Genomic DNA, 14,878 nt, shown 5'->3' on the forward strand with positions numbered 1-14,878 from the left:
GGTTCGCACGTGCGTGTGGCAGAATTACCCCTCGGTGCGTCGCCGGTCAGGTCTCTGCCACAGGGGACGGCCGGGGCGGGCAACCGCCCCTGACCGGGTAAAGCCGCACCAGCATCCACAACCTTCCGGGACCCGACGGCCAGCAGGCCGACGCGGGGCCCACGATATTCGTGCCTGACCTGTGGCAGGCCCGGAGAGAACAATGCAGAAGCTCGACATGATCGACGCAGCCTCGCTGCGGTCCGACATCCCGGAGTTCCGCGCCGGCGACACCGTCAAGGTGAACGTCAAGGTCGTCGAGGGCAACCGCTCTCGCGTCCAGGCGTTCCAGGGCGTCGTCATCTCCCGCCACGGCGGCGGGATCGGCGAGACGTTCGCTGTTCGCAAGGTCAGCTTCGGTGTCGGCGTGGAGCGCAAGTTCCCGCTGCACGCGCCGTCGATCGAGTCCATCGAGGTCGTCAGCCGCGGCATCGTCCGTCGCGCGAAGCTCTACTACCTGCGCGACCTGCGCGGCAAGAAGGCGAAGATCCGCGAGAAGCGCGACAACTGACGCCTGCGTCAAAGCATCGGCCGCCGTCCTCAGCTTCGAGGGCGGCGGCCGTCGTCGTGCGTGACCTGCGTCTGTGTTGATATCAGACAGGGGTCGTGTGCGCTCGCGAGCCATTTCGCTGCAGACGCTCCGAGGTGACAGAGTTACCCCCGTGACGAGTTTCGACCGGGTGGCGCCGCCCACCCCTATTGATGGGACGCCCTTGAGCGCAGCAGAACCGTGGGAGAGCAGCGGGGCGCATCGACAGGGCGGAGCCGCGCACGGTCGTGAACCGAGAAAGCAACAGTCCGGCTTCGTGGCGATGCTCCGGGAGATCGGGATCATCGTCGTCAGCGCGCTGATCCTGTCGTGGCTCATCAAGACGCTGCTGGTGCAGCCGTTCTACATCCCCAGCGCGTCCATGGAGGACACGCTGACGCAGGGCGACCGCGTGATGGCGTCGCGCCTGACACCCGGCCCGTTCGACCTGAAGCACGGGGACATCGTCGTCTTCGTGGACCCGGGGGACTGGCTGCCGCCGTACGTGCCGCCGGAGCGTGGACCGGTCGGCGACGGCATGGTGTCGTTCCTGACCACCGTGGGCCTGCTGCCGCAGGACACCGGCGACCACCTCATCAAGCGCCTGATCGGGCTGCCCGGTGACACCGTCGTGTGCTGCGACGCCGAGGGACGTGTGTCGGTGAACGGCACGCCCATCGACGAGACGTACATCAAGCCAGGGTCGATCCCGAGCGAGGACCAGTTCGAGGTCACCGTGCCGGAGGACATGCTCTGGGTGATGGGCGACAACCGGCAGAACTCGCAGGACTCCCGCAAGAACCGCGGCAAGCCCGGCGGCGGGTTCGTCCCCGTCGACAACGTGGTCGGGACGGCGTTCGCCACCGTGTGGCCGCTGGACCGGCTGAACTGGCACAGCAACCCCAGCGACGTCTTCGCCGGTGTTCCGGACGCGCCTCCAGCGGAGAAGTAGGTGGTCCGCGCGGTCCCGACGCTGCGACAGGAAAGGGCGCTGCTCGCCTCCGGCGCCCGCCTCGTGGCGGGCATGGACGAGGTGGGGCGTGGCGCCCTCGCGGGCCCGGTCAGCGTGGGCGTCGTGGTGGTCGACGCCGCCACGCGCACCGGGCCCAAGGGTGTCGCCGACTCCAAGCTCCTGACGCCGGCCGCGCGCGAGGCGATCGCGCCTGCCGTGCGGGGCTGGGCGGTGGCCTGGGGCGTTGGCCACGCGGGTCCTGCCGAGATCGACGAGGTCGGGATCATCGCGGCCCTCAGGTTGGCCGGCCGGCGCGCGCTCGCCCAGGTGCGCCTGATGTGCGGCGACGTCGACGTCGTCGTGCTGGATGGAAAGCACGACTGGCTCTCCACGCCGTCGCTCGACCTGTTCGCTGCGGCGGACGCTCCGGACGACTCGGTACGGGACCCCGCGGTGCGGACGCTGATCAAGGCAGACATGACCTGCACGTCCGTGGCTGCCGCCAGCGTGCTGGCCAAGGTGGAGCGGGACGGGATCCTGGTCGAGCTGGCTCAGCGGCACCCGGAGTACGCCTGGGACCAGAACAAGGGGTACAGCGCCAAGGCCCACATGGACGCCCTGGGGCTGCACGGGCCGACACCGCAGCACCGCAGATCCTGGAACCTGCCCGGAACTGCGGCGTCGGTGGGATGATGTCGTCGTGAGCGCCGAAGACCTCGAGAACTACGAGACGGAGATGGAGCTCGCGCTCTATCGGGAGTACCGGGACGTGGTGGGCCTGTTCTCCTACGTGGTGGAGACCGAACGCCGGTTCTACCTCGCCAACCAGGTGGACCTGCAGGTGCGGTCCGCGGCGGGCGAGGTGTATTTCGAGCTGCGGCTCGCCGACGCCTGGGTGTGGGACGTCTACCGTTCCGCGCGCTTCGTGAAGTCGGTGCGCGTGGTGACGTTCAAGGACGTGAACGTCGAGGAGCTGGCGAAGGCGGAGCTGTCGCTCTGACGCGGCTCGGCTCGAGCTCGTGGCTCTGTCGAAACTAGTGCTCTGCTGAAACTCGTCGCGGGCGCGCACAGACCCGCCTGACGAGACCGCGCCGTTCCGTGCACGACGCCGAGCCTGTGGAACGTCGATCTGTGCACAGGCGGCCCGATGCGCCCCGCCGGGCGGCCCCTGCCGTGACCAAGGTTGGTCACGGAGGTGGACGCGATGGCGAAGAAGGACGGCGTAGGCCGGTACGGCGAACGCGTGGCGCTGCGGCACGTGGTGTCGCGCGGCTGGCAGGTGCTCGACACCAACTGGCGAGGCAAGGACGGGGAGCTCGACATCGTCGCGCTCGACGATGACGTGCTCGTGGTGATCGAGGTCAAGACCCGGTCGGGCCACGGGTTCGGGCACCCCGCGGAGGCGGTCACGGCGCGGAAGCTGGCGCGCATCAAGCGGCTGACCGGACAGTGGCTCACCGTGTTCCGGGAGCGGCTCGCCGCGGCGCGGCTGGCCGAGGAGGCGCTGCCGGGCAGTCCGGTTCCGGTGCTGCCGGACGTGCGCACGCGCTTCGGGTCGATCCGGATCGACGTGGTAGCGGTGACGCTGCAGCCCCAGGGCCCTGCGGTCGTCGAGCACCTCGAGTCGGTGGCCTGATGGGGACGGCGACCACGCGAGGGGTCTCGCTCGTCGGGATGCAGGGGCATGTGGTGGAGGTACAGGCGCACCTCGCGGCGTCCGTCCCCGGGTTCACGCTGGTCGGCCTGCCGGACGCCGCGCTGAGCGAGTCCCGCGACCGGGTCCGGGCGGCCGTGACCAGCACGGGGCTGCAGTGGCCCGTCAAGAAGATCACCGTCAATCTGTCGCCCGCGTCGTTGCGCAAGCAGGGCAGCGCGTACGACCTGGCGATCGCCGTCGCGATCCTGGCTGGGGCCGAGGGGCCCTCGTCCGCGGGTCTGCGGCGGGAGGGCCTGGACCGGATGGTGCACCTGGGCGAGCTGGGGCTCGACGGGCGGCTCCAACCCGTGCGCGGGGTGCTGCCGGCGGTGGCGGCGGCGGTGAGTGCCGGGTATCCGGACGTCGTGGTGGCGGCCGGGGACCTCGACGAGGCGCGGCTGGTGCCGGGCGCCCGCGTGGTGGGTGCGGCGAGCCTGGCCGAGGTGGTGGCGCTGCACGGCGGGCCGCCCGAGCTGGTGCGCGAGGTGGTGACCGTGCGGCCGACCCGCACCGCGCTGGCCGCCCGCGTGCCGGGCGACCTGGCCGACGTGCTCGGGCAGGAGCGGCCGCGTGCGGCCCTCGAGGTGGCGGCCGCCGGCGGTCATCACCTGCTGCTGGTCGGGCCACCGGGAGCAGGCAAGACCATGCTGGCCTCTCGCCTGCCGGGGATACTCCCCGATCTCACCGACCGCGAGGCGGTAGAGGTCACGGCGGTGCACTCCGTGGCGGGCACGTTCGACCCGGGCGGAGGGCTGATCCGCCGGCCCCCGTTCGAGGACCCGCACCACACGGCCACGCAGGCCGCGGTGGTGGGCGGCGGGTCTGGCATCCCGCGGCCGGGTGCGGTCTCGCGGGCGCATCGCGGGGTGCTCTTCCTGGACGAGGCGCCCGAGTTCGGCAGCAAGGTGCTGGAGACGCTGCGCCAGCCGCTGGAGCAGGGTGAACTCGTGATCCACCGGTCGGGCGGCGCGGCGCGCTACCCGGCGCGGTTCCAGCTCGTGCTGGCGGCCAACCCCTGCCCCTGCGGGCTGGCGGTCGGCAAGGGGCTCGAGTGCAGCTGCTCGCCGACGGCGCGGCGCCGGTACTTCGCGCGCCTGTCCGGCCCGCTGCTGGACCGGGTGGACGTGCAGGTCGAGGTGCAGCCGGTCGACCGCGTGGAGCGGCTGGAGGGAACGTCCGAGCCGACGTCGGTGGTGGCCGCCCGGGTGCTCGCCGCGCGGCAGGCCGCACGGGTGCGGCTGGCCGACACGCCGTGGTCCACCAATGCCGAGATGCCCGGGCCGTTCCTGCGCGACCTCCTCCGGCCGCACCCGGGCCTGCTCGGCCCGATCGAGCGGGCGATGACCGACGGACGGCTCAGCCTGCGTGGCGTCGACCGGGTGCTGCGGATGGCGTGGACCATCGCGGACCTGGCGGGGCGTGCCGCGCCGACGGTGTCCGACATCGGGAACGCGCTGCTGCTGCGTACCGGGGGTGACCATGGGTGAGCCGCTCTTCGACCTGCCCCGCACGGGCCTCAGGTTCGACGCGGGCGATCCGGTGCTGGCCCGGGCCGCGTGGAGCCGGATCGCCGAGCCGGGGGATCCGGTGGCCGGTGCGCTGGTGGGCAACCTCGGCCCCGTCGCCGCGCTCGACTGGCTGGTGGACGCGGCCCGGTCCCCGGACCGGGCGGGTGCGGCGCTCCGGCGGATCGGCGGAGGCGGAGCGCTGGACGCCGTGCCGGTCCGCGGACCTGGACCGGTCGCGGCCGGCCGGGCCGATGTACCCGGGCGCCTGCTCGGGCCGGCTGCCGAAGGGCCCGTTGCCGAAGGGTTTGGGCTCACCGGAGCCACCTCGGGCGCACGTGCGGCGGGCCTGGTCGTGGCCGCCGTGCTGCGTTGGGCGCCCCGGCTCGAACGGCTGGATCCCGAGGGCGAGCTCGCGGTGCTCGGCCGGTACGGCGGCACGTTCCTGACCCCGGACGACCCGCGCTGGCCGGCCGGGTTCGCCGACCTGGGCGTGGGCGGTCCGCTGGCGCTGTGGGTGCGGGGCGACCCCGACCTGGCCCGCCTGGCGGGACGTTCGGTGTCCCTGGTCGGTTCGCGGGCCTGCACGGACTACGGCATCCGCGTGACGAGGACCCTGGCGTGCGGCCTGGCCGACCGCGGGTTCACGGTGGTCTCTGGCGGCGCCAACGGCATCGACGCGGAGGCGCACCGGGGTGCGCTGGTGTCGGGGGCGCCGACCGTGGCCTTTCTCGCGGGTGGTGTCGACAGGCTCTACCCGGCGAGCAACACCGACCTGCTCCGGCGGACCATCGAGCAGGGTGCGGTGGTGAGCGAGGTGCCGCCGGGTTCGGTACCGGGCAAGCAGCGCTTCCTCAAGCGCAACCGCCTGATCGCGTCGCTCACCTCGGGCACCGTGGTGGTCGAGGCGTCGGTCCGGTCCGGCGCGCTGTCCACCGCCAACCATGCGGCGGGGCTGCTCCGGCCACTGGGGGCAGTGCCCGGGCCGGTCACGTCGATGGCGTCCGCAGGCTGCCACGAGCTCCTGCGGCGGGGCGCCGCCGTATGCGTCACCGATGCCGCGGAGGCCGCCGAGCTGGTCGGGGACGTGGGCGAGAGCGCGCCGGAACGCCGGGGCGAGACCCGGCCCGGCGACGACCTCGACGCAGCGGGCAAGGCGGTGCTGGACGCGCTACCCGTGCGGAAAGCGGCGCACGAGCGGTCGATCGCCCGCGCGGCGGGCCTCGCGCTCGGCGACACGACGGGGGCGCTCGGGCTGCTGGAGCTCATGGGCCTGGCCGAGCAGAAGGACGGAGGCTGGCGCAGGCGCTGAGACGCTGAGGTGCCGGCGGAGCCCCGCCCTGCCCCGTGCGCCGGGCCGGTCGCCGGACCGGCGCACGGGGCAGGGCGGGGCGGCGGGCTCAGCGGGTCGGGTCGAGCAGCAGCTTGCCCACGGTGCCCCGCGACCGCAGGGCCTCGTGCGCCGCGCGGGCGTCGGACAGGGCGTACTCGCCGCCCGCCACGGCGCGGAGTCCGCCGGCCTGCGCGAGGTCGAACAGCTCGGTCAGTGCGGTGCCGTAGAGGTCGCCGGGCAGCCGGAACACGTGGGGGAGCCACATGCCCGCCACGGTGGTGCTGTGGCCGAGCAGGTTGCGCAGCTCGATCGGCTTCGGTGGCGTGCGTCCCGCCATGCCGTAGAAGACCAGCCTGCCGAAGGGGGCGAGCGCCGCGATGCTCTGGTCGGTGGTGGACCCACCGACCATGTCGAGCACTATGTCCACGCGGCGCCCGTTGGCGTCGATGAGGGTCGCGGTCATGTCGTCCGCGCGGGAGTCCACGGCGACGTCGGCGCCGAGCTCGAGGGCCAGGGCGCGCTTCTCGTCGCTGCTCGCCGTCGCGACGACCCGGCCGGCACCCCAGGCCTTGGCCAGCTGCACGGCTATCGTGCCGACGCCGCCGGCCGCCGCGTGCACGACCACCGACTCGCCGGGCTCGAGGTGGGCGTTCTTGCGCAGCAGGATCCAGGCGGTGGTGCCCTGCACCAGCATGGAGAGCGCCGTGAGGTCGTCCACGCCGTCGGGCACGGGGAAGGTCATCGCCTCCTCGGCGACCGCACGCTCGGCGTATCCGCCGCCGCCGGTCAGGAGCGCGACGACCCGCTTGCCGTCGGGCGTGCGCCCGACCACCTCGCCGCCGGGGACGAACGGCAGCCTGGTCGGTGTCTGGTACGAGTTCTCCACCTGGTGCGTGTCGGCGTAGTTCAGGCCGATCCGCGTGACATCGATCAGCACCTGTCCCGGCCCTGCCGTCGGTTCGGGTACCTCGGCGGCATGCAGCACCTCGGGCCCGCCGAACTCGGTCACCTGTACAGCACGCATCTTTGCGTCCTCCTGTGCTCGTCGGACCAGCCATACTCGCAGACCTCGTGGGCCCGGGCGAAAAAGGCGGCGCGCCTGCTTCCGCGCACGGGACGGGAGCTGCACACTGGCAAACGTGGACCTTACCGACCTGTCCGGCTTGCCTCGGCTACCCGAGCACATGTCCGACGCCGTGTCCCGGTTCGGCAGCTACCTCGACGCGCAGCGCGGGCACTCCGCCCATACGCGTCGCGCCTACGTGGCGGACGTGACAGACCTGCTCCGGTACGCGATGCGGCACGGCAGCACGCGGCTCGACGCCATCGACCTCACGCTCCTGCGCGGCTGGCTCGCGTCCCAGTCCGAACGCGGGCTCGCCCGCTCCACGCTCGCGCGCCGGGGCGCCTCCGCCCGCGCGTTCCTACGCTGGGCGCATCGTTCGGGTCTGATCCCCGTGGACCCGTCGGCACGCCTCGCGAGCCCCAAGGTGCCGCGCACCCTGCCCACCGTGCTCGACGTGGACGCGGCGGGCCGCCTGCTCGACGGCGCCCGGGCCGCGGCGGACGAAGCCGACGAGGCGAACCGGCCGGCGGCCCTGCGGTCGTGGGTCGCCGCCGAGCTCCTGTACGGCGCGGGCATCCGCGTGGGCGAGCTGGTGTCCGTCGACGTCGTCCACGTGGACTCCCGGGACCGGCTCGTGCGTGTGCTCGGCAAGGGTGGCAAGGAGCGGGTGGTGCCGTTCGGCATCCCGGCGGCGCGCGCCGTGGAGGCCTGGCTGACCGACGGCCGGCCCGAGCTCGTGACGGCCACGACCGGTGACGCCCTGCTCGTGGGGGAGCGCGGCGGGCGCTGGGGCCAGCGCCAGGTGCGCGAGGCGGTGCACCGCCTCGCGGCCCAGGCCGGGGTCGACGACGTGGCGCCGCACGCGCTCCGGCACTCGGCCGCCACCCACCTGCTGCAGGGCGGCTCGGACCTCCGCGCTGTGCAGGAGGTGCTGGGCCACGCGAACCTCGCGACCACGCAGCGCTACACCCACGTGGACGCGGAGCGGCTGCGCAGCGTCTATGCGCAGGCGTTCCCGCGCGCCTGACCATCCTTCTTCTGGACCTGCGTCCCCGGGCGGGTGGTCAGCGGTCGGGCAGCAGCACGATCTGCGGTCTGTCCAGCAGGGACAAGGGGTCGATGTAGCGCTCACCCCGCCGCACGCCCCAGTGCACGCAGGACCGTGGCGCACAGTGGTTCGCCGTCGTGCCTCCGCCGTCTGCTCGGCCGCTCTCCACCACACCGATCACCGACCCCGCGGCGACGGCGGTCCCTACCGGCACGGAGACCGTGACCGGCTCCAGGCTGGTGCGCAGCCCGTCCGGATGCGTGACGACGACGACCCCGCGCCGTGCGACCTGTCCCGCGAACGTCACCACGCCGGGCCCGGGGGAGCGCACGCCCGCGCCCTCGGACGCGACCAGGTCCACACCGCGGTGTCCGGCTCCCCACTCGTGCTCGGGTGCGTCGAACGGGTGGACCACCCCGGACGGCGGGTCCACCCCGGCGACGGGCGCCACGTATCCGGTAGCGCCGGCCGCAGGCTCGCCGGTGTCGACGCCCGTCAGCAGCCCGACGTCTGGGCCCGAGCGGAGCGCGGCGGCGGGCACTGCAGCGGAGAGTGCGACGAGCACGACGGTGAGCAGCACGGTCAGGAGCGTCGTGGCGAGCCGGCCGGGGGCGTGGCGGCCGGCGGGAGCAAAAAGTTGTCTCATGCCGCGAGCATCAACCGGCGTCGGCACCTCCGGGAGCCAGAGGACTGCCGCCTGTGCACAGGTGAGCGCGGGGCCTGCCTGTGGTCGCGCTCACCGCCCGTTATCTTCGTGGCGAGGGTCTCCGCGACCGGGTCCTCATTGCAAGGGCTGGTCGGGTAGACTTCCACCCGCGACCGGCATGCACTCCCGATCCGGCAGACGGACAGCCTGGCTGACTGTTGGCCCGGCAGGGGGAGCACTCGATCGACAACGCGCGTCACATCAAGTCGCGTCCGGCAGCGGTCCGGCCCACAGGGTCGGCGTCGGGCACGACGTGACGCCAGGGGCACCGAAGCTATGTGGTGCCGATCCAACCCAAACCGCGGTCAGGGCTCTCAGTCCTGTGCCGCCTGAAATGTGTGCGGAGGACCCGGGTCGATCTCGGGCCGCGCCGAAAGGACGTGTCATGGCCGTCGTGTCCATGCGCCAGCTCCTCGAGAGCGGTGTCCACTTCGGACACCAGACCCGCCGTTGGAACCCGAAGATGAAGCGCTTCATCTTCACGGAGCGCAACGGCATCTACATCGTCGACCTCCAGCAGTCGCTGGGCTTCATCGACACCGCCTACGACTTCGTCAAGGAGACGGTCGCCCACGGCGGCTCGATCCTCTTCGTCGGCACCAAGAAGCAGGCACAGGAGCCGGTGGCCGAGCAGGCTGCCCGCGTCGGGATGCCCTACGTGAACCACCGCTGGCTCGGTGGCATGCTCACGAACTTCACCACCGTGCACAAGCGCCTTCAGCGGATGAAGGAGCTCGAGGAGATCGACTTCGACGACGTGGCGGCCTCGGGCCTCACGAAGAAGGAGCTCCTGGTCCTGCGCCGCGAGAAGGACAAGCTCGCGCGCACGCTCGGCGGTATCCGTGAGATGGCCAAGGTCCCCTCGGCCGTCTGGATCGTCGACACGAACAAGGAGCACCTCGCGGTGAACGAGGCCCGCAAGCTGGGCATCCCCGTCGTCGCGATCCTCGACACCAACTGCGACCCCGACATGGTCGACTACGCGATCCCGGGCAACGACGACGCGATCCGCTCCGTCACGCTGCTCACCCGCGTGATCGCGGACGCCGCCGCCGAGGGCCTCATGCAGCGTCACTCCGGTGGTAACAAGACCGGTGCCGAGGCCGAGGTCGCCGCCGAGCCCCTCGCCGAGTGGGAGCGCGAGCTCCTCGCCGGTTCCGAGGGCACCGTCGAGACCCCGGCGGAGACCGCCGAGGGCACCGTTGCCGCGGCGTCCGCCGAGGCCGCTGAGGCCGCCACCCCGGCCGCTCCGGCCGAGGTCGTCGAGGCCGCTGAGGCAGCCGAGGTCGTTCCGGCCGCTGCCCCCGAGGTCGCCGAGCCCGTCGAGACCGCTGCGGAGGCCGTCGAGGTCGCCCCCGAGGTCGCCGAGCCCGCCGCCGAGGCAGAGGCCTCGACCGAGAAGTGACGTGCTGCGCTGACCGGGTCCGGTTCGTCCGGACCCGGTCAGCGCACCGTTTCTCGGGTCTTACGACCTCCCACGAACAACACGACTGCACGGAGGACCAGAACAATGGCGAACTACACCGCCGCTGACATCAAGGCGCTGCGTGAGCGGACCGGCGCCGGCATGCTCGACGTCAAGAAGGCACTCGACACCGCCGACGGCGACGCCGAGAAGGCCATCGAGATCATCCGCACCAAGGGTCTCGCCCGCGCCGCCAAGCGTGAGGGCAACACCGCCTCCGAGGGCCTCGTGGCCGTCAAGGTGGAGGACACCGCTGCCGGCCAGGTCGCCACGATGATCGAGCTGAACGCCGAGACCGACTTCGTCGTGAAGAACGAGAAGTTCATCGCGCTGGCCGAGGCCGTTCTCGAGGCAGTGGCCGCCGCCGGCGCCTCGGACGAGGTAGCGGCTTCCGCCGCCCCGTCCGCCGAGGGCACCGTCGCCGACCTCATCGCCGCTCAGGGCGCCACGCTGGGCGAGAAGATCGTCCTGCGTCGTGTCGCGCGCGTCGAGGGCCCGAAGGTCACGACCTACCTGCACAAGACGGCCAAGGACCTGCCGCCGTCGATCGGTGTCCTCGTCGTCACCGACGAGGCCGGCGCTTCGGTCGCCAAGGACGTCGCGCAGCACATCGCTGCGCTGGCCCCGAAGTACCTCACGCGCGAGGACGTCCCGGCGGACGTCGTCGAGAAGGAGCGTGCGATCGCTCTGGAGACCTCGAAGAACGAGGGCAAGCCGGAGGCCGCGCTGCCCAAGATCGTCGAGGGTCGCCTGAACGGCTTCTTCAAGGAGGTCGTGCTCGTCGACCAGCCGCTGGCCAAGGACTCGAAGACCACCGTCGGCAAGCACGTTGCCGCCGCGAACGGCTCCGTGTCCGCGTTCGTGCGTTTCCGCGTCGGTTCCTGACGCAGCTTGGTCGGCCCGGTCCGCGCTTCGGCGCGGGCCGGGCCGACGCATAGGCGGGTCGGTACCCCTGACGGGGACCGGCGCGCACTCCGGGCTCCGTCAGGGGCACGAGCCAGCTTCCCGGTAGTGATGACCGAAGGGTGACGGACCAGTGAGCGACGAGGCGACTCAAAACTTCGCGGTGGACATGGAGGGCAAGCCCGCCCGGCGTGTGCTCCTGAAGCTGTCGGGCGAGGCATTCGGCGGCGGCAGCGTAGGGCTCGACGCCGTCGTCGTCCGGCGCATGGCCAAGGAGATCGGCGTGGCGGTACGCGACGGCATCCAGGTCGCCATAGTCGTCGGCGGCGGGAACTTCTTCCGCGGTGCCGAGCTGAGCGTGGCGGGCATGGACCGCGCCCGCGCCGACTACATGGGCATGCTCGGCACTGTCATGAATTGCCTCGCCCTCCAGGACTTCCTGGAGCAGGCAGGCGTCAAGACGCGCGTGCAGACCGCCATCACCATGGGTCAGGTCGCGGAGCCGTACATCCCGCTGCGCGCGATCAGGCACCTGGAGAAGGGTCGCGTCGTGATCTTCGGCGCGGGTGCCGGCATGCCGTACTTCTCCACCGACACCGTGGCGGTGCAGCGTGCTCTGGAGACGGGCTGCGAGCAGGTGGTCATGGGCAAGAACGGCGTCGACGGCGTCTACGACTCCGACCCGCGCCGCAACCCCGACGCCAAGAAGCTCGACCACCTCACGTACACGGACGCGCTCGTGAACCGGCTCGGCGTCATGGACGACACCGCGCTGGCCATGTGCCGCGACAACAATGTGCAGATGCGGGTGTTCGGCATGGAGGGCGAGGGCAACGTGACCCGCGCCCTGGCGGGCGAGCCCATCGGGACGCTGATCACCTCGCGCTGATCACCTGCGCGGATCAGCTCGCGTTGAACCCAGCGCGACCCGGGCTCCGGGAAACGCGCGATCCTTTCGGTAGCCGGGCAAAGTGTCCGTAGAGTGGCCCCGGCACCACCCGTAGACGAATGAAGGAGCAGTGGTGATCGACGAGACCCTCCTCGAGGCCGAGGAAAAGATGGAGAAGGCGATCGAGGTCGCGAAGGAAGACTTCGCCGGTATCCGTACCGGTCGCGCCAACGCGGGGATGTTCAGCAAGATCACCGTCGACTACTACGGCGCGCCGACGCCGCTGCAGCAGCTGGCGTCGTTCAACATCCCGGACGCCCGCACCGTGATGGTCGCGCCGTTCGACAAGAGCTCGCTGCCCGCCGTCGAGAAGGCGCTGCGCGACTCCGACCTGGGCGTGAACCCGGCGACCGACGGCAACGTCGTCCGCGTGGTCCTGCCCTCGCTCACCGAGGAGCGTCGCCGCGACTACGTGAAGCTCGCCAAGACCAAGGCCGAGGAAGCGCGCGTCTCGGTGCGCAACATCCGCCGCAAGGCCAAGGACGAGCTGGACCGCGTCGTCAAGGACGGCGAGGCCGGCGAGGACGAGGTCACGCGCGCCGAGAAGGAGCTGGACAAGCTCACCAAGAGCCACGTCGAGGTCATCGACCAGCTGCTCTCCAGCAAGGAGAGCGAGCTGCTCGAGGTCTGATGTCCGCACCGCCTCGAGACAGATCAGAGCGCGACAATGCGCACACCGCCGTGAGCCCAGAGTCCGAGCCCGTACCGGCCCCGAAGAAGTCGCGCGCAGGCCGTAACCTGCCCGCCGCGATACTGGTCGGCCTCGGCCTGCTCGGTATCGTCGCCGCGTCGCTGTACTGGCGACCGGAGCCGTTCGTCCTCTTCGTGGTCCTCCTGATGTGGGCCGGACTGTGGGAGCTGCGCCAGGCGTTCGCGCGCCGTAACCTGCGTCTGCCGATGGTGCCCCTGCTCGTGGGTGCCGCAGGCATGATCATCTCCGCGTACCGCGGCGGCGGGGAGGCGCTGTTCGTGGCCTTCGTGCTGACGGTCGCCGCGGCCGTGGTGTGGCGCGCGCTCGACGGGTCCGGCCTCAGCGCCGTCCGGGACTCCGCCGCGTCGGTCTTCGCCGCCGCCTACGTCCCGTTCCTGGCGGGGTTCGTCGTCCTCATGCTGGCGCAGCCCGACGGCGAGATCCGGGTGGTGCTGTTCATCCTCCTGGCGGTCGCCAACGACACGGGCGGCTACATCGCCGGTGCCACGCTGGGCAGGCATCCGCTCGCGCCGACGGTGAGCCCCAAGAAGTCGTGGGAGGGCCTGGCCGGCTCGATAGTGCTGGCCACCGCGGTGGGCGTGCTCGGAGCCGTCTACGGGCTCGGGGAGAGCCCGGTCCTCGGGATAGCGCTCGGCGTCATGACCGCAATCACTGCGACTGTGGGCGATCTCGCTGAATCTCTGCTCAAGCGTGACCTAGAATTGAAGGACATGGGCTCATTGCTCCCGGGGCACGGGGGCGTGCTGGATCGCCTCGACTCGATGATCATCACAGCGCCCTTCGTCTATCTCGTGCTCTCGGTGGTTGCCTGATGAAAACTCCTCTTGCCCAGCCCGTCGTGCGTCCTTCGGACGAGACGCCGGCGATCCCGCTGCAGATGGCCCCGAAGCGCCGCGGCAAGCCGCCGAGGCACTTCGCCGACCTCACTCCCGAGGAGCGGGTCGCCTCCGTCGTGGAGGCGGGCGAGCCGGCGTTCCGCGCCAAGCAGCTCGCCACGCACTACTTCACGCACTACACGGGTGACGCCGCGCAGATGACGGATCTCCCGGCGAAGTCACGGGAAGCCCTGGCGGCCACGATGTTCCCGCAGCTGATGCGCCCCACGCGCAAGCTGGAGGCCGACGGCGGCACCACCGTCAAGACGCTGTGGCACCTGTTCGACGAGGCCAAGGTCGAGTCGGTACTGATGCGCTACCCGAAGCGCACCACGCTGTGCGTCTCCAGCCAGGCGGGCTGCGGCATGGCGTGCCCGTTCTGCGCGACGGGCCAGCTCGGCCTGACCCGGAACCTCTCGACGGCGGAGATCCTCGAGCAGGTCCGCGCGGCGTTCCGCTCGCTGGCCGATGGCGAGATCCCCGGCGGCGTCACCCGGCTGAACAACCTGGTGTTCATGGGTATGGGCGAGCCGCTGGCCAACTACAAGGCAGTGATCGAGACGGTGCGGACGCTGGTCGCGCCGCAGCCCGAGGGCTTCGGCATGTCGGCCCGCAACATCACGGTCTCCACGGTGGGCCTGGTCCCCGCGATGCAGAAGCTCACCAAGGAGGGCATCCCGGTGACGCTCGCCCTCTCGCTGCACGCGCCGGACGACGACCTGCGCTCCGAGCTGGTGCCGATCAACACCCGCTGGAGCGTCGACGAGACGCTCGACACCGCGCGGAACTACTTCGAGGTGACTGGGCGTCGCGTGTCCATCGAGTACGCGCTGATCAAGGACATGAACGACCACGGCTGGCGGGCAGACCTGCTGGGCGAGAAGCTCAACGCCCGCGGGCGCGGCTGGGTGCACGTGAACCCGATCCCGCTCAACCCGACGCCGGGTTCGATCTGGACCGCGAGCGACCGGGATGTCGAGGACGAGTTTGTGGCACGATTGCGCGGTCACGGGATCCCGACCACGATCCGTGATACCCGCGGGAGCGATATCGACGGGGCCTGCGGGCAGCTTGCGGCTGAGGAGGACGACGAGTGAGTG

General features: G+C 71.5%; 16 protein-coding genes. 14 read left to right on the forward strand and 2 right to left on the reverse strand.

Going from position 1 to position 14,878, the window contains the following annotated elements:
* Nucleotides 1-202 precede the first annotated feature (202 nt).
* From rplS to dprA, 7 genes are all read left to right on the forward strand, one after another.
* Entirely contained in the window at nt 203-550 is a 348-nt protein-coding gene (gene rplS, locus AB0F70_RS18960) for a 50S ribosomal protein L19 (RefSeq protein WP_116674485.1), read from the forward strand.
* A 301-nt stretch (nt 551-851) separates the two neighbouring features.
* Nucleotides 852-1,520 (forward strand): signal peptidase I, encoded by a 669-nt coding sequence (gene lepB / locus AB0F70_RS18965; RefSeq protein ID WP_357451781.1) that lies wholly within the window; start codon nt 852-854, stop codon nt 1,518-1,520.
* The gene (locus AB0F70_RS18970) at nt 1,521-2,213 is read left to right on the forward strand and encodes a ribonuclease HII (RefSeq protein ID WP_357451540.1); all 693 of its coding nucleotides are present in this window, start codon (nt 1,521-1,523) and stop codon (nt 2,211-2,213) included.
* Between the two features lie 7 nt (nt 2,214-2,220).
* Entirely contained in the window at nt 2,221-2,520 is a 300-nt protein-coding gene (locus tag AB0F70_RS18975; RefSeq protein ID WP_116674488.1) for a DUF2469 domain-containing protein, read from the forward strand.
* Nucleotides 2,521-2,724: 204 nt separating this feature from the next.
* On the forward strand, nt 2,725-3,156 hold the full coding sequence (locus tag AB0F70_RS18980) for a YraN family protein (RefSeq protein ID WP_357451544.1): 432 nt from the start codon (nt 2,725-2,727) through the stop codon (nt 3,154-3,156).
* A complete protein-coding gene (locus AB0F70_RS18985) occupies nt 3,156-4,703 on the forward strand; it encodes a YifB family Mg chelatase-like AAA ATPase (protein ID WP_357451547.1) in 1,548 nt (515 codons plus the stop codon). The genes AB0F70_RS18980 and AB0F70_RS18985 overlap by 1 nt, the downstream gene beginning before the upstream one ends.
* Nucleotides 4,696-6,033: a DNA-processing protein DprA gene (gene dprA / locus AB0F70_RS18990; RefSeq protein ID WP_357451550.1), complete on the forward strand. Its 1,338-nt coding sequence runs from the start codon at nt 4,696-4,698 to the stop codon at nt 6,031-6,033. The genes AB0F70_RS18985 and dprA overlap by 8 nt, the downstream gene beginning before the upstream one ends.
* Nucleotides 6,034-6,121: 88 nt before the next feature.
* On the opposite strand, the gene AB0F70_RS18995 is transcribed toward dprA, so the two are convergent.
* Nucleotides 6,122-7,078: an NADPH:quinone oxidoreductase family protein gene (locus AB0F70_RS18995; RefSeq protein ID WP_357451553.1), complete on the reverse strand. Its 957-nt coding sequence runs from the start codon at nt 7,076-7,078 to the stop codon at nt 6,122-6,124.
* Between the two features lie 160 nt (nt 7,079-7,238).
* Between AB0F70_RS18995 and AB0F70_RS19000 the strand changes: the two genes are divergently transcribed.
* Nucleotides 7,239-8,147, forward strand: a complete 909-nt coding sequence (locus tag AB0F70_RS19000; RefSeq protein ID WP_357451784.1) for a tyrosine recombinase XerC — start codon at nt 7,239-7,241, stop codon at nt 8,145-8,147.
* 37 nt (nt 8,148-8,184) lie between these two features.
* Here AB0F70_RS19000 and AB0F70_RS19005 read toward each other — a convergent pair whose 3' ends face one another.
* The gene (locus AB0F70_RS19005; RefSeq protein ID WP_357451556.1) at nt 8,185-8,814 is read right to left on the reverse strand and encodes a M23 family metallopeptidase; all 630 of its coding nucleotides are present in this window, start codon (nt 8,812-8,814) and stop codon (nt 8,185-8,187) included.
* A 445-nt stretch (nt 8,815-9,259) separates the two neighbouring features.
* Between AB0F70_RS19005 and rpsB the strand changes: the two genes are divergently transcribed.
* From rpsB to rlmN, 6 genes are all read left to right on the forward strand, one after another.
* Nucleotides 9,260-10,279, forward strand: coding sequence for a 30S ribosomal protein S2 (rpsB, locus tag AB0F70_RS19010; RefSeq protein ID WP_357451559.1), 1,020 nt, complete (start codon nt 9,260-9,262; stop codon nt 10,277-10,279).
* 105 nt (nt 10,280-10,384) lie between these two features.
* Complete coding sequence (gene tsf / locus AB0F70_RS19015) at nt 10,385-11,224, forward strand: translation elongation factor Ts (RefSeq protein WP_357451562.1); 840 nt, start codon at nt 10,385-10,387, stop codon at nt 11,222-11,224.
* Between the two features lie 187 nt (nt 11,225-11,411).
* Nucleotides 11,412-12,131, forward strand: a complete 720-nt coding sequence (pyrH, locus tag AB0F70_RS19020; RefSeq protein WP_116677620.1) for a UMP kinase — start codon at nt 11,412-11,414, stop codon at nt 12,129-12,131.
* A gap of 133 nt (nt 12,132-12,264) precedes the next feature.
* The gene (gene frr / locus AB0F70_RS19025) at nt 12,265-12,822 is read left to right on the forward strand and encodes a ribosome recycling factor (protein ID WP_357451565.1); all 558 of its coding nucleotides are present in this window, start codon (nt 12,265-12,267) and stop codon (nt 12,820-12,822) included.
* Between the two features lie 50 nt (nt 12,823-12,872).
* Nucleotides 12,873-13,715, forward strand: a complete 843-nt coding sequence (locus tag AB0F70_RS19030) for a phosphatidate cytidylyltransferase (protein WP_357451568.1) — start codon at nt 12,873-12,875, stop codon at nt 13,713-13,715.
* Nucleotides 13,715-14,875 carry a 23S rRNA (adenine(2503)-C(2))-methyltransferase RlmN gene (gene rlmN / locus AB0F70_RS19035; RefSeq protein WP_357451571.1) on the forward strand — a complete coding sequence of 387 codons (1,161 nt, stop codon included), beginning with the start codon at nt 13,715-13,717 and terminating at the stop codon, nt 14,873-14,875. Before AB0F70_RS19030 ends, rlmN begins: the two co-directional genes overlap by 1 nt.
* The last annotated feature ends 3 nt before the right edge of the window (nt 14,876-14,878 follow it).

Origin of the sequence: Promicromonospora sp. NPDC023805, from assembly GCF_040639635.1 — a bacterium.
GTDB lineage: Bacteria > Actinomycetota > Actinomycetes > Actinomycetales > Cellulomonadaceae > Promicromonospora.

Bases quoted from the DNA above. Each gene is read 5' to 3' on its own strand.
- lepB (WP_357451781.1), top strand. From the start codon at position 852: ATGCTCCGGGAGATCGGGATCATCGTCGTCAGCGCGCTGATCCTGTCG.
- AB0F70_RS18995 (WP_357451553.1), bottom strand. From the start codon at position 7,078: ATGCGTGCTGTACAGGTGACCGAGTTCGGCGGGCCCGAGGTGCTGCAT.
- AB0F70_RS18985 (WP_357451547.1), top strand. From the start codon at position 3,156: ATGGGGACGGCGACCACGCGAGGGGTCTCGCTCGTCGGGATGCAGGGG.
- rplS (WP_116674485.1), top strand. From the start codon at position 203: ATGCAGAAGCTCGACATGATCGACGCAGCCTCGCTGCGGTCCGACATC.
- pyrH (WP_116677620.1), top strand. From the start codon at position 11,412: ATGGAGGGCAAGCCCGCCCGGCGTGTGCTCCTGAAGCTGTCGGGCGAG.
- AB0F70_RS19005 (WP_357451556.1), bottom strand. From the start codon at position 8,814: ATGAGACAACTTTTTGCTCCCGCCGGCCGCCACGCCCCCGGCCGGCTC.
- rpsB (WP_357451559.1), top strand. From the start codon at position 9,260: ATGGCCGTCGTGTCCATGCGCCAGCTCCTCGAGAGCGGTGTCCACTTC.
- rlmN (WP_357451571.1), top strand. From the start codon at position 13,715: ATGAAAACTCCTCTTGCCCAGCCCGTCGTGCGTCCTTCGGACGAGACG.
- tsf (WP_357451562.1), top strand. From the start codon at position 10,385: ATGGCGAACTACACCGCCGCTGACATCAAGGCGCTGCGTGAGCGGACC.
- AB0F70_RS19000 (WP_357451784.1), top strand. From the start codon at position 7,239: ATGTCCGACGCCGTGTCCCGGTTCGGCAGCTACCTCGACGCGCAGCGC.
- dprA (WP_357451550.1), top strand. From the start codon at position 4,696: ATGGGTGAGCCGCTCTTCGACCTGCCCCGCACGGGCCTCAGGTTCGAC.
- AB0F70_RS18980 (WP_357451544.1), top strand. From the start codon at position 2,725: ATGGCGAAGAAGGACGGCGTAGGCCGGTACGGCGAACGCGTGGCGCTG.